The organism is Campylobacteraceae bacterium, assembly GCA_013215945.1.
Taxonomy (GTDB): domain Bacteria; phylum Campylobacterota; class Campylobacteria; order Campylobacterales; family Arcobacteraceae; genus NORP36.
Genome location: JABSOM010000003.1, coordinates 82,983 through 97,712 on the forward strand (window position 1 = coordinate 82,983; position 14,730 = coordinate 97,712).

The 14,730-nt window shown below is 26.6% G+C and carries 16 protein-coding genes; all 16 read left to right on the forward strand.

What is annotated here, in order from left to right:
* The 16 genes from neuC (at position 1) to HRT41_04045 (ending at position 14,730) form a co-directional block, all read left to right on the forward strand.
* A complete protein-coding gene (gene neuC / locus HRT41_03970; GenBank protein NQY23163.1) occupies positions 1–1,134 on the forward strand; it encodes a UDP-N-acetylglucosamine 2-epimerase (hydrolyzing) in 1,134 nt (377 codons plus the stop codon).
* Positions 1,127–1,972, forward strand: a complete 846-nt coding sequence (locus tag HRT41_03975) for an NAD-dependent epimerase/dehydratase family protein (GenBank protein NQY23164.1) — start codon at positions 1,127–1,129, stop codon at positions 1,970–1,972. The genes neuC and HRT41_03975 overlap by 8 nt, the downstream gene beginning before the upstream one ends.
* Positions 1,969–3,024 carry an NTP transferase domain-containing protein gene (locus HRT41_03980; GenBank protein ID NQY23165.1) on the forward strand — a complete coding sequence of 352 codons (1,056 nt, stop codon included), beginning with the start codon at positions 1,969–1,971 and terminating at the stop codon, positions 3,022–3,024. Before HRT41_03975 ends, HRT41_03980 begins: the two co-directional genes overlap by 4 nt.
* 1 nt (position 3,025) lies before the next feature.
* Positions 3,026–3,784, forward strand: a complete 759-nt coding sequence (gene hisF, locus HRT41_03985) for an imidazole glycerol phosphate synthase subunit HisF (protein NQY23166.1) — start codon at positions 3,026–3,028, stop codon at positions 3,782–3,784.
* The gene (hisH, locus tag HRT41_03990) at positions 3,781–4,425 is read left to right on the forward strand and encodes an imidazole glycerol phosphate synthase subunit HisH (protein ID NQY23167.1); all 645 of its coding nucleotides are present in this window, start codon (positions 3,781–3,783) and stop codon (positions 4,423–4,425) included. The genes hisF and hisH overlap by 4 nt, the downstream gene beginning before the upstream one ends.
* On the forward strand, positions 4,422–5,651 hold the full coding sequence (locus tag HRT41_03995) for an N-acetyl sugar amidotransferase (protein ID NQY23168.1): 1,230 nt from the start codon (positions 4,422–4,424) through the stop codon (positions 5,649–5,651). Before hisH ends, HRT41_03995 begins: the two co-directional genes overlap by 4 nt.
* A complete protein-coding gene (locus HRT41_04000; protein NQY23169.1) occupies positions 5,644–6,342 on the forward strand; it encodes an acylneuraminate cytidylyltransferase family protein in 699 nt (232 codons plus the stop codon). The genes HRT41_03995 and HRT41_04000 overlap by 8 nt, the downstream gene beginning before the upstream one ends.
* Entirely contained in the window at positions 6,332–7,759 is a 1,428-nt protein-coding gene (locus tag HRT41_04005; GenBank protein NQY23170.1) for a hypothetical protein, read from the forward strand. Before HRT41_04000 ends, HRT41_04005 begins: the two co-directional genes overlap by 11 nt.
* Before the next feature lie 221 nt (positions 7,760–7,980).
* Entirely contained in the window at positions 7,981–8,967 is a 987-nt protein-coding gene (gene pseB, locus HRT41_04010; protein ID NQY23171.1) for a UDP-N-acetylglucosamine 4,6-dehydratase (inverting), read from the forward strand.
* Positions 8,968–8,969: 2 nt separating this feature from the next.
* Positions 8,970–9,875, forward strand: coding sequence for an SDR family oxidoreductase (locus tag HRT41_04015; GenBank protein ID NQY23172.1), 906 nt, complete (start codon positions 8,970–8,972; stop codon positions 9,873–9,875).
* Positions 9,876–9,879: 4 nt separating this feature from the next.
* Positions 9,880–10,941 carry an N-acetylneuraminate synthase family protein gene (locus tag HRT41_04020; protein NQY23173.1) on the forward strand — a complete coding sequence of 354 codons (1,062 nt, stop codon included), beginning with the start codon at positions 9,880–9,882 and terminating at the stop codon, positions 10,939–10,941.
* Positions 10,934–11,464, forward strand: a complete 531-nt coding sequence (locus tag HRT41_04025; protein ID NQY23174.1) for a GNAT family N-acetyltransferase — start codon at positions 10,934–10,936, stop codon at positions 11,462–11,464. Before HRT41_04020 ends, HRT41_04025 begins: the two co-directional genes overlap by 8 nt.
* The gene (locus HRT41_04030) at positions 11,451–12,374 is read left to right on the forward strand and encodes an aldo/keto reductase (protein NQY23175.1); all 924 of its coding nucleotides are present in this window, start codon (positions 11,451–11,453) and stop codon (positions 12,372–12,374) included. Before HRT41_04025 ends, HRT41_04030 begins: the two co-directional genes overlap by 14 nt.
* The gene (locus HRT41_04035; GenBank protein ID NQY23176.1) at positions 12,371–13,141 is read left to right on the forward strand and encodes a glycosyltransferase family protein; all 771 of its coding nucleotides are present in this window, start codon (positions 12,371–12,373) and stop codon (positions 13,139–13,141) included. The genes HRT41_04030 and HRT41_04035 overlap by 4 nt, the downstream gene beginning before the upstream one ends.
* Positions 13,141–14,451 (forward strand): aminotransferase class III-fold pyridoxal phosphate-dependent enzyme, encoded by a 1,311-nt coding sequence (locus HRT41_04040; GenBank protein NQY23177.1) that lies wholly within the window; start codon positions 13,141–13,143, stop codon positions 14,449–14,451. Before HRT41_04035 ends, HRT41_04040 begins: the two co-directional genes overlap by 1 nt.
* Before the next feature lie 15 nt (positions 14,452–14,466).
* Positions 14,467–14,730: a hypothetical protein gene (locus HRT41_04045; GenBank protein ID NQY23178.1), complete on the forward strand. Its 264-nt coding sequence runs from the start codon at positions 14,467–14,469 to the stop codon at positions 14,728–14,730.

Consider the following 14,730-nt stretch of genomic DNA (forward strand, 5'->3'; position numbering starts at 1 on the left):
ATGAAGATTTTAACATTAGTAGAAAGAAGAGCCGACTATAGTAGAATGAGACCAATATTAAAAGAGTTATATAAGGATTCTTTTTTTGAGGTTTATTTGGTAGTTACAGGTATTTGCTTATTAGATGTACATGGAAAAGATATTGATTATATAAAGGAAGATGGTTTTACAATAAATGCAGAAGTTCCAATGTTTGAAGTAGGTGCAAGAAATACTAATGCTTCAATGGTTAGAGCATTAGCAAAAGTGCTAGATGGAATAACAACAGAAATTGAAAATTTTCAACCAGATTTAGTTTTAACAGGATTTGATATTGGTGCAAATTTAGCTACAACAATAGCTGCTGCTCATATGAATATACCAGTAGCTCATATACAAGGTGGTGAAGTTACTGGTAGTATTGATGAGAGTATTAGACATGCGATGAGCAAATTTGCACATATTCATTTTCCTGCTACTGAAGATGCAAGACAAAGATTGATTAGATTAGGTGAAAATCCTGACTATGTATTTAATGTAGGGTGTCCTTCTATAGATACAATAGTACAAACTCCAGTAATTGGTAAAGAGATATTAGAAAAAAAATTTAATATTGATTTTTCTAAACCTACAATTTTACTAATACAACATCCAGTTACAACTGAAAGTGATGAATCAAGAAAACAAATTTTAACTACTATAGAAGTAATTAAAGAACTTGATATTCAAGCTTTAGTTTCTTTACCAAATAATGATGCAGGGTCGTCTGATATTATAGATGAAATTAAAAAATCTGGATTGAGTTGGTATCCAAGTTTATCTACCGAAGAATTTATAAATGTATATAGAAATATTTGGGCCATAGTCGGAAATTCAAGTTCAGGTATACATGAATCATCAACATTTGGAATCCCTGCCGTTAATATCGGTACAAGGCAACAAGATAGAGAACGAGCGAGTAATGTTATAGATGTTGGCTATGATAAGTCAGAAATTAAAGCAGGGATAGAAAAAGCAATTTTCAATCAAGAGATTAAAAATAAAGCCAAAAATATTATAAATCCATATGGAAATGGTAATTCATCTGAAAAAATTGTTAAAATACTAAAAACTATATCACTAGAAGGAATTGTCCAAAAGAGATTTTATGAATAAAAAAATACTAATTTTAGGTGCAAGTGGATTACTTGGACAATCATTAGTAGATCTTTTCAAGGAAAAAGAGTATGTCATTGGGGCCCTTTCTCGTAATTCACTGGAATATACAGATAAAAATATTAATATATATAATATTGATATTTTAGATTATTTATTACTAGAAGAGGTTATTAAAGAATATGACATAATTGTTAATTGTACAGGTCAAATAACAAACCCTATTAATCAATGTTTATTATTAAATACAAGTGGTATTACCAATATTATTAATGCTGTTGAAAAATATAATAAAAAATTTATACACATTTCCTCTGTGTCTGTTTATGGATCTACTGAATATGCGAGTGAAGTAAGTAAATTAAATCCAGAAACACCATATGCTACAATGAAATATTTTTCAGATTATTTAATTGAACAACGTTTAAAAAATTATGCGATATTAAGAGTCTCCAATTTGTTTGGAAAGAATCAACAAAAAGGTATAATTAATTATTTAACAAAAAGCTATTTAAACAATACTTATAAGTTGGATTTTAATAATAATGGTACTTTAAAAAGATATTATTTGCATATAGAAGACTTTGTTTCAACTATTGATAAAATTATTCAAAAAGATATTAAAGGCATATATAATATTATAGGAACTGACCAATTAACAATTAAAGAGTTGGTATTAATGTTTGAAGTAATATTAAATATTAAATTTAATATTGATTATACAGATGATATTTCACTAGAAAATATAGAAAATATAGATTGTAATAAAATAAATACTCAAATATTATTAGACTATAAAATAAATGTAGAAAAGTATATTAAGGGATTAAAGTCATGAAGTCATTTAGCAAAATATTATTAAATAATCAGTCAACTATAAATGAAGCATTGAAAATAATTGATGCTGGAGATATGAAGATTGCTTTGATAGTTGATAAGAATAATAAGTTAATAGGTACTATATCTGATGGCGACATAAGGAGAGCTTTTTTAAAAGGTTTAACAATAACAGATAGCATAGAAGGAATTATACATAAAAACTTTACTTATGCAAAAGTTGGTGATTCAAAAGAAAAAATTATTGCATTAGCAAAATTTAATCAAATTTATCAGATTCCAATTCTTGATGAAAATTTAATATTGGTAGGTATTGAAGAATTAAATGATTTAATTTCAGTTAATGAATATAAAAATAAAGTAGTATTAATGGTTGGGGGATTGGGTACACGCCTTAGACCTTTAACAGATAAAACACCAAAGCCATTACTAAAAGTTGGGAATAAACCAATATTAGAGACTATTCTAAGAAATTTTTTACAATATGGATTTAAAGATTTTATCTTAAGTGTAAATTATAAATCTGAAATGATTGAGGATTATTTTGGAGATGGTAGTCAATTTGGTGTAAATATTGAGTATATTCATGAAGATAAAAGAATGGGTACAGCTGGTGCTTTATCATTAATAAGAGATAAACTAACCGATGATTTTTTTGTTATGAATGGAGATTTATTAACAAATGTAAATTATGAACATTTACTAAATTATCATAAGGAAGATAATTCTATCGCAACAATGGGTGTAAGAGAATATGATTTTCAAATTCCTTATGGGGTAGTAAATATTGAAAACCAACATATTGTAGCAATTGATGAAAAACCATTACATAAGTTTTTTGTAAATGCTGGAATATATATGCTTAGTCCATCTGTATTATTAGATATTCCAGATAATCAATTTTTCGATATGCCTACATTATTTGAAAAACTAATACAAAAAGAAAAAAGAGTCCTTTCTTTTCCTATTCGTGAGTATTGGCTAGATATTGGAGAACTTGATGAGTATAAAAAAGCAAATCTAGAATATATGAATATTTTTGGTGAGGAATAATATGAATAAAATAAGAATAATTGCTAGAATAGATGTGAAAAATGAATATGTAATAAAGGGTATTCAATTAGAGGGTCTTAGAAAAGTTGGTAATCCAAATGTATTAGCCAAACAATATTATGATGATGGTATTGATGAAATAGTATTTATGGATGCTGTAGCTGCTTATTACGACAGAAATAGTTTAAGTGAAATTATACAAAAAGCTTGTGAAGATGTTTTTATTCCAATAACAGTAGGTGGAGGTATTAGAAACATTGATGATATTCAAACTGCCTTGAATTCAGGAGCTGATAAAGTTGCTATAAATACTCAAGCTATAAATACTCCTGAGTTTATTACAAAAGCATCTAAGATTTTTGGTTCACAGTGTATAGTATCTTCAATAGTTGCAAAAAAAATATCTGATAATAAATGGGAAGCTTACACTGATAATGGTAGAGAACCAACAGGAAAAGATGTAGTAGAATGGGCTAAAGAAGTTGAAAGACTAGGTTCAGGAGAGATAATGTTAACTTCAATAGATAAAGAAGGAACAAAGAAAGGATTTGATATTGAATTAAATCAAGCAGTTTCAAAATCAGTGTCAATACCAATTATTTCAAGTGGTGGTATGAAAAATAGTGATGATGTGATAGAATTATTATTAAATACAAATATAGATGCGATTGCTACTGCTTCTACTTTACATTATAAACTCGAATCTATAAATGATATAAAGCAGAAACTAATTCAAAATAATATTCAGGTTCGTATATGAAAATAGTAATTATTGATTATGATGTTGGAAATGTAAGAAGTATGATTAATGCTCTTAAAAAAGTTGGAATTGAGCCAATTCTTTCAAATAAAGAAGATGATATTATATCTGCTGATGGAGTAATACTACCAGGTGTCGGTGCATTTTCTCATGGTATGGCGAATTTAAATAAATATAATTTAGTGAATATAATAAAAAAATATACAAATAGTAATAAACCATTTATTGGTATTTGCTTAGGTATGCAAATGCTTCTAGATGAAAGTGAAGAATTTACAAATACTAAAGGGCTTGGGTTAATTTCAGGAAAAGTAATAAAACTACCAACTCAAAATATTAACTATGAAAAACTTCCACATGTAAGTTGGAATGAAATTAAAGAAAAAAAGATTAAATGGACTAATACTATTTTAAATAAAATTGAACAACAGAGTGATATGTATTTTGTTCATAGTTTTATTGCTAATTTAGATAATGAGAATGAAATATTGTCTACTACTCAATATTCTGATTATGAGTTTTGTTCATCAATAAAAAAAGGCAATATTTTTGGATGTCAATTTCATCCAGAAAAAAGTGGAGAAATAGGCTTGAAAATAATAAAAAACTTTATAAATATTTGTAAGGAGAATATTAAATGAGCGAAAAACTAGAAGCATACTATGGATTACCCAATGAGGTTAAATTTTGTAAAAAATGTATAATTTCAAATCAAAGACCAAGTTCAAGTGTTGAGTTTAAAAATGTAAAAGGTGAAAAGAAAAAAGTAATCAATTTCAATGAAGAGGGAATATGCTCTGCTTGTGTTTATCATGAAGAAAAAGAAAAACATATAAACTGGAAAAAAAGAGATGAAAAGTTAAGAGAACTTTTATCACAATTTAGAAGTACTGATGGTTCTTATGATGTAATAGTACCTGGAAGTGGAGGTAAAGACAGTGCATATACTGCTCATATATTAAAATATAAATATGGGATGAATCCTTTAACTGTTACATGGTCTCCTCATTTATATACAGATATTGGCTGGAAAAATATGCAAGAATGGATGCATACTGGAGGATTAGACAATATTTTATATACTCCAAATGGGAAATTACATAGAGAAATGACAAAAAATGCATTTCATAATCTTCTTCACCCTTTTCAACCTTTTATTGTAGGTCAAAGAATAATTGGACCATCAATGGCCAAAAAATTCAATATAAAACTTGTAATGTATGGTGAAAATCAAGCAGAATATGGAAATGCTATTGAAGAGAATACAAACCCAATTATGAATATGGACTTTTTCTCTTCTGATAATGCTTTATCAATGAAGTTTGGTGGAGTTTCAATGCAAGAATATATTGATAGCGGTGATTATACGAAAGATGATTTTGCTCCATATATACCTCCCAATAAAAATGATTTAATTGAAGCTGGGGTGGAGGTACATTATTTAGGTTATTATTTAAATTGGGATCCTCAAGAGTGTTATTATTATGCTGTTGAAAATACTGGATTTGAAGCTAATCCTGAAAGAACTGAAGGAACTTATTCTAAATACAGCAGTATAGATGACAAGGTTGACCCTTTTCATTATCTTACTACTATGATTAAATTTGGAATTGGAAGATGTACTTACGATGCTGCCCAAGAAGTAAGAAATGATAAAATCACAAGAGAAGAAGCTTCGTATCTTATTAAAAAATATGATACAGAGTTTCCGGATAAATATTTCAAAGAGTTTTTAACATATATTGATTCAACAGAAGATGAATTTTGGGAAACTATGAATAAACATAGAAGTCCTCATATTTGGAAAGAAGTAAATGGTGAATGGAAACTAAGACATACAGTATCTCAAGATGGAACAGATGACTAAGAAAATTTTAGCGATAATACCTGCTCGTGGTGGTTCAAAAGGATTACCTCGTAAAAATATTATTGATTTAGCTGGTAAACCTCTTATTGCATGGACTATTGAAGCTAGTCTAAACTCAAAATATATAAGTAAAACAATTGTTAGTTCTGATGATGATGAAATATTAAATATTTCAAGACAATATAATTCAAATATAATTAAAAGACCATTCGAATTGGCTCTTGATACAACAGCAAGTGCTCCCGTGTTAAAACAAGTAATTGAGGAACTTAAAAAAGAAAAGAAACAATTTGATTATCTAATTTTACTGCAACCAACTTCTCCATTAAGAGATGTAAAAAATATTGATGAGGCTTTTGATGTGTTCTTTAAAAGTGAGGCCACGGCACTTATAAGTGTATGTGAAGTTGATAATAAAATATTAAAAGCATTTAAAGAAAATAAAGATGGTTTTATAGAAGGTGTATCTAATAATAAATATCCATTTATGAGAAGACAGGACTTGCCGAATACTTATCTTAGCAATGGGGCAATTTATATTATAAAAGTAGAAGAATTTGAAAAAAACAATAATTTATTTACTGATAAAACAATATCTTTTATTATGAATGAAGTGCAGAGTTTAGATATTGATACTTATGCTGATTTAAAAAAAGTCGAAAATATAATAAGAACGAGTAATGAAGTATAAAAAAATAATTCCAAAAGAATTAGTATCACTTTTTTCAAAATCTTATAATATTCCAGAAAATATTGTGGAAATGCAAATAAATGAAATATTAATAAATGAAAAAGAAAAAAATAAAGAAAATAAAATAAAAACATTTTTTTTATATTATTTTGTATTATTCTTTTTCTTATTTCTTGGTTTTTTTGGTAAAAGATATAATGAAAAATATTCAAGCCAAATAATTTTTGAAGGATGGGTTGATGATGCAGAACGATCTCATAAAACATTTTATGAATCTATACATAAGGAATTAAATAAAATTGGAATTTCTGATTATTTATATTTACTTACTGATAAAATAAATAGCAAGTCTTTACGTAAGTTAACTAGCATAAAAACAATAAATAGGGATATAAAATTTAATTTTTCTTCTAAAGTATCAAAAATTATTTTTTTCAATGAAATTAAAAATTTTGCAAGATATAAAAAAATAGAAAATAAAAATAAAGAAATTGATATAATAATAATAGTATTGAAATTTTTGAAGCAATATGCACTTTATTATTCTTCGTCTTGTAATATTAAAGTAGATATATTAATAAGTGCACACGATAATGGATATACAGCTTTAAAGTATTTTATTTTTAAGCAAAATGGCATAAAAAATATTTTTTTAATACAAAATGGTACTCGTGATCCTTTGGATAATTACATTTTTTGTGATGATTATTTCGCTCATAGCATTAAACAAATAGAATTACAGAATATTGTAGCTAAAAATAAATACCCAATTGGTTCTATTCCTTTATATTCGAAAATCAAAGAATATAAAAGTGTTGAAAAAAAATATGATATTTGTTTCATTGAAGAAATGCATAGGATTTCATCAAAGATGGACCCTATGGAAAAAGAACCATTTGAATTTAATGCTGTATATAATAAGTTAATTGATAATGTAATCAAGTTTTCGAATACCCATAGAAATATAAAAATATGTTTTATTCGTAGAATAGTTGATATGAGTAATTTTAATTATTTAAGAAAGCAAACAATTGAAAGATTGTATACTAGGTTAAAGTTAAATAATATTTATGTTAGTAAAATAATAGAAGATTCGTATCTAAATGTAATGGCTTCAGATATTACTGTTTTTTATATGTCAACTCTTGGATTTGAGGCATTAGGATTTGAAAAAAAGATTTTAAATTGTAACTATAATAAACATAGGGCATTAATGTTAAATGATTTAGAAATTGGAGTGGTTTTAAAAGATGATTATAGTTCTTTTGAAAAAAAACTTTTATTCTTGATAGAAAACAACAGTAAAGAAACTAAAAATTATTATGAAAATAAAAAGTTTCAATATATGAATATAAATGGAGATCCCTCTAAGTTTATTTCAAATCGAATTTTAGAAGAAACACAATCGTCTTTTTAATTTGTTTGTTTTAACATATAGAAGTGAAAAAATTAGATAATATGTAAGAATGATTAGCTTAATATTTTATTCAAACAGCACAATAATTATTCTAATGATAATATGCTGCTAAGAAGAATAAATATGGTTTATCCTATATTGAGTACTCTTAAAAGGTGCAGTTTTATGATAAAGTATAATAATGGTAAGATTGAAAATATTTTAGAAAAGGAAATTAAATAGTGTTTAACAATAAAAATATATTAATAACGGGTGGAACTGGTAGTTTTGGAAAAAAATATACAGAAATTATCTTATCAAAATATAAACCAAATAAAATAATTATATTTTCTAGAGATGAATTAAAACAATACGAAATGTCACAATCTTTCAGTGATGAATGTATGCGATATTTTATCGGTGACGTAAGAGATGAAAATAGACTCATAGAAGCAATGAATGGTGTTGATATCGTTATTCATGCGGCAGCATTAAAACATGTACCAATAGCAGAGTATAATCCTATGGAATGCATAAAAACAAATATCGATGGTGCTCAGAATGTAATAAATGCTGCGATTAAAAATAAAGTAAAAAAAGTAATTGCACTTTCAACAGATAAAGCATCGGGGCCTATAAATTTATACGGAGCTACAAAACTAGTATCAGATAAATTATTTGTAGCAGCAAACAATATTGTTGGTAGCGGAATAACTCAATTTTCTGTTGTTAGATATGGGAATGTTGTAGGTAGTAGAGGTTCCGTTGTGCCATTTTTTATGAAACTCATAGAAAATGGGACTAAAGAAATACCAATTACAGATAATAATATGACAAGATTTCTAATTACTCTTGAAGATGGTGTAAATTTTGTATTGGATAATTTTGAAAGAATGCACGGTGGAGAAATATTTATACCTAAAATCCCATCGATGAAGATGACTGAATTAGCACTTGCTTTAGCTCCGAAACTACCACATAAAGTTATTGGTATTAGACCTGGTGAAAAACTACATGAAGTTATGATAACACAAGATGATAGAGTAATTGAATTTGATTCATATTATGTAATAACTCCAACAATCCAATTTAGTAACATATCAGATTTTACAATAAATGCTTTAGGAGAAAAAGGAACAGATATAGGAATAGGATTTGAATATAATTCCCTAAATAATTCTCAATGGTACACAACTGAAAGTTTTTTAAAAATGTTAGGTTCTATATAAGTATGAAAATTGCAATTATTGGTGGGACTGGTCTATTAGGAAAAAGTTTAGTAAATAATTATTTATCTAAAGGATTTGAAGTTAAGTCCTTTTCTCGCTCACATACTGAATGTTATGATGCAAAATATAATCATATAATAAATTTCGCTAAATTAGAAGAAGAACTCAGTAAAGAATTTTCAATATGGAAGCCAAATATTCTTGTTAATACAATTGCCCTAGTAAATTTAAAGAAATGTGAAGATAATTATGAACTTGCCTATAGTATAAACGTTGATATAGCAAAAAAACTTTCATTGATTTCAATAAAATTTGATAGTTATTTTATTCATATCTCAACTGATCATTTCTATAATGATTTAAAAATAAAACATAAAGAAGATGATGAAGTTCTTTTGTTAAATAATTACTCAGTAACAAAACGTCAAGCTGAAAAAGAAGTTTTAGTTATTAATAAAGAATCATTAATTGTAAGAACTAATATTATTGGTTTTCGAATGAGTAAAGTGGACTCATTTTTTGAGTGGTTATTAAAAGCAATAACTAAGAAAGAAAAAATACAATTGTTCTCTAATTTTTACACTTCGCCAATTAGTGTATATGAATTAGGGAACATTTTATTAAAATGTTATAAGAGGGACTTATGTGGAATATATAATATTTCTTCATCAGAAGTTATTGATAAACTAAGTTTTGGCATTAAAACTGCAAATAAATTTGGGTTGGATAGTAATAATATAAGTAGCGTTAAAATAGAAAACTTTTCACAGAATGAGTTAAAACGAGCGTTAACATTAGGTCTTGATATCTCAAAAATTGAGAATATATTAAATATTAAAATGCCTACTATTGATGATACATTAGAAACTTTATTTAAAGAGTACAAGGATAAGAATGAACAACAATAGCTTTATGATAAATAAAACAGAAATAAATAAAAACTCAAAAACATATTTTATTGCTGATATTGCAGCGAATCATGATGGTGATTTGGAAAAAGCTAAAGATTTAATTTATATGGCAAAAGAGGCTGGTGCAGATGCTGCAAAGTTTCAGCATTTTAATGCAAAAACAATTGTAAGTGACTATGGTTTTAAGAATCTAGGATCTAAAGCAAGTCATCAAAAGAGTTGGAATAAATCTATTTATAAGGTTTATGAAGATGCAGAGGTTCCTTTAGATTGGACTGAAACACTATATGAAACTTGTAAAAAAGCAAACATTGATTTTTTTACTTCACCTTATGATATAAACCAAATTGATTTTATTGATAAATTTGTGCCAGCCTATAAGATAGGTTCAGGAGATATAACTTTCCATGATATTTCCTTAAAAATGGCAAAATATAATAAACCTATTTTGTTAGCTACTGGTGCATCTAAAATGGATGAAGTTATTAATCTAATATCAAAAATCGAAAAAATAAATAAAAATATAATTCTGATGCAGTGTAATACTAATTATACAGCAAATAATGAAAATTTTAAATATATACAATTGAATGTATTAAAAGCATATGCTCTAAATTTTCCAAATGTAATTTTAGGTTTATCTGATCATACCTTAGGACATACAACGGTATTAGGTGCTGTTGCTCTAGGTGCTAAAGTTATTGAAAAACATTTTACAAATAATAATAATTTAAGTGGACCCGACCATAAATTTTCTATGAATCCGATGTCGTGGAGAGAAATGATTGATAGAACAAGAGAATTGGAATATGCTCTTGGAGGACCTATCAAAAAAATCGAGCATAACGAAAAAGAAACTGCTATTTTACAAAGAAGGTGTCTTAGAGCATCAAAAAATCTACATAAAGATGAAATTATAACAAAGGATATGTTAGAAGTTTTAAGACCAGCTCCAAAAGGAGCAATATTACCATATGAAATTGATGAATTAATAGGTAAAAAACTTTTAAAAGATATTGTACATGGATCAGATTTAAAGTGGAGTGATGTTAAATATGATTAATGGAAAAATTGTAGCACTAAGAGCCATTGAAGAAAATGATTTATCTCAGTTAATGGAGTGGAGAAATAATCCAGTATTACGTAAATATTTCAGAGAAACTGATGAAATTAATATTGTTAATCAAAAAAAATGGTTCGATTCAGTTACTTCAAAGAATACTCTTCACAAAATGTTTGCAATTATCAATATTGAAACTAATGAGTTGATGGGTGCATGTGGTTTATGCTATATTGATTGGATTAATCGAAGTGCTGATTTTTCTATTTATTTAGGATATGACAATATCTACATAGATGATAAATATTCAATTGAGGCCGCAAGTTTATTGAAAGATTATGGATTTAATATATTAAATTTACATAGATTATGGGCAGAAATCTATTCTCTAGATGAACCTAAAAAGATTTTTTTTAAAAATTTAAAGTTTAAATTAGATGGGGAACTTAGAGAAACTTATTGGCATGATGGTATATGGCATAATTCTTTATTTTATTCATTTTTGAGATCTGATGAAAATAATTAATTGGAGAAATAATTATTTGTCTAAATTGTGTTTGGGTACTGTACAATTTGGATTAAACTATGGTATATCAAATAATACAGGAAAAACATCTAAAATTGAAGCCAATTCTATATTAGAATTTTCAGAATCTGTCGGTATTAATTGTATTGATACCGCAAAAGTATATGGTAATAGCGAAGAAATAATTGGCGATTTTATACGACATACCTCTAATAATACATTTAATGTAATTTCAAAAGTTAACTCTGAAATTTTATCTTCGTCTGAAGACATATTAATTGATGAAATAAATAATTCATTAGATAAGCTATCAATTAAATCTTTATTTGGATTATTACTTCATGATAATTCACTACTGCATAATTTTTCTGTTGAAAATAAAAAATCTATAAATAAGTTAAAAGAGCTAAAATTAATTGAAAACTTTGGTGTTTCAATTTATTCTGATGCTGAATTCTTGTTGGCATTAAATAATGATGAAATAGATATTATTCAAATACCTTTTAGTTTGTTTGATCAACGAGCGATTACAAAACACTGGCTAAAAAAAGCAAAAGAAAAAAATAAGTTGATATTTATAAGAAGTATTTACCTACAAGGTTTAATATTAATGGATAAAGATGATTTACCTTCTAATTTAAATACAGCAAAAAAATATGTTGAAATACTTGATTTCATTTGCAATAAATTAAATATAACTAAAAATGAACTTGCATTGTCTTTTGTTAATACTAGGGCAAAAGATGCTATTATTTTGTTTGGTTGTGATAGTTTAACGCAGGCTAAAGAAAATATCTCTAATTTTAACAATTTAGTAGAACTTGATGACGAAACTTTAACTTATTTAGGAAAAAAATTATCAAATATTAATGAAAATATTTATAATCCATCTAAATGGAGTAAAAAGTGAATTTAGCAATCCTACAAGCAAGAATGAGTTCAACTAGACTACCAAATAAAGTATTGAAAAAAGTTAATGGTAAAGAACTTCTAGCTTATGAATGTGAAAGAATTTTAAAGTCAAAAAGAATTGATAAACTTATTATTGCAACTTCAGATGATATAAGTGATGATGCAATAGAGAGTTTTGGACTTAAAAATAATATTGAAGTTTTTAGAGGTTCTTTAAAAGATGTTTTATCAAGATATTATACTTGTGCAAAAGAGTTTAAAGATAAAAATAAAATTGAAAAATTAAATGTTATTAGGGTTACAGGGGATTGCCCTGTAATTGATGCTGGTATTATAGATGAAGTAGTCTCAGAGTTTGAACAAAATAATTATGACTATGTTTCAAATACTTTAATTCCAACATATGCTGATGGAATGGATATCGAAATTTGTACTTTTGATGCTCTTAAAAAATCATACGAAAATGTAATATTTGAATCTGACAGAGAACATGTAACCTTATATATAAAAAACAATGAAATATTTAAAAAATTGAATTATACGTCAAAAAATGATTTCTCACATTTACGATTAACAGTAGATGAAGAAAATGATTTTGAGTTAATTAAGAATATTATTGAAAATTTATACCCTAATAATCCTGATTTTGATTATTTAGATATTATCTCTTATTTAACAAAAAATCCAAATTTATTATATATAAATTCAGATATAAAAAGAGATGAAGGTTTAAAAAAATCACTTAAAAAAGACAGGAGAATATAATGAATAAATCACAAGAATTATATAAAAAAGCAAAAACATTAATACCTGGTGGGACACAATTATTATCTAAAAGACCTGAAATGTTTGCTCCAAATCTTTGGCCATCTTATTATTCTAAAGCAAAAGGCTGTGAAGTTTGGGATTTAGATGGAAATAAGTATAAAGACTTTTCTTATATGGGAATAGGTGCTAATATACTTGGATACGCAGATGAAGATGTAAATAATGTAGTTAAAACTGCAATTGACAATAGTAGTATGTGTACACTTAATGCACCTGAAGAAGTGGAACTTGCACAAAAGCTTTGTGAAATTCATCCTTGGGCAGATATGGTAAGATATGCTAAGAGTGGTGGAGAGAGTGCTACAATTGCCATAAGAATTGCAAGAGCAAAAACAAATAAAGATATTGTTCTTTTTTGTGGATATCATGGCTGGCATGATTGGTATCTTGCAAGTAATTTGGGTGACGAAAATAATCTTGAAGGACATTTACTTCCTGGTCTTAGTCCGTTAGGTGTTCCTAAAGGTCTAAAGGGAACTTCCTTTCCCTTTGTATATAATGACAAAAAAGCTTTTGATGAATTGGTTGAAAAATATGATGGTAAAATAGCTGCAGTTATTATGGAACCTATAAGAAATTCTTATCCAGAAAAAGGTTTTTTAGAGCATATTAGAAACGTAACAAAAGATAAAAAAATAATACTTATATTTGATGAGATAAGTGCTGGGTTTAGATTATGTTTAGGTGGAAGCCATTTAAAACTTGGAGTTACTCCTGATATTGCTTTATTTGGCAAAGCTTTATCAAACGGTTTTCCAATGGCAGCTATTATTGGAAAAAAGAATGTTATGCAAGCTGCACAAAATTCTTTTATAAGTAGTACATATTGGACTGATCGAATTGGATTAGTTGCTGCACTTGAAACGATAAAAAAGTTTAAAGAATTAGAAGTTGAAAAAACTTTAGATAAAAATGGAATGATAATACAAAATGCGTGGATGGATATCTCAAATAAATTTGGCTTAAAAATTTCAATTATGGGTATTCGGCCACTAAGTTATTTTTCTTTTAATTATAAAAATCATAATGAAATAAAAACATTTTTTGTTCAAGAAATGTTGATTTTAGGATTTATGAGTACCACAGGGTATTATGCTTCTTATGCACATTCAGAATCTGATATTGAAAAATATATTACTGCTGTTGAAAAAGTATTTAAAAAAATTAGTAAAGCATTAGAAGGGAACAAAATTTCAGAATTGCTAAAGAATGATGTCTGTCATAGTGGATTTAAAAGATTAGTATAACAATAAGGAAAAGTGATGAATATATTAATGTATGAAAAATTTAATACTTCAATAAATAAAGAAAAAGAATTTAAATTTGTATTAGAGTGCTATTTTAGAGCAGGTTTAGTTGATTTATATAGTTACCCGCTATTAAATTTGGAAATTAAAAATACTTTCAATAAAATAAAAGCTTATTTTAAAGAAATAGTAAAAAATTTTACATATCCTCTTCAAGTTGTTAAAAAGTATTTTTTTTCTGAAGTTCATATGTTTTTAAAAAGGATGGTTCGCTTTTAG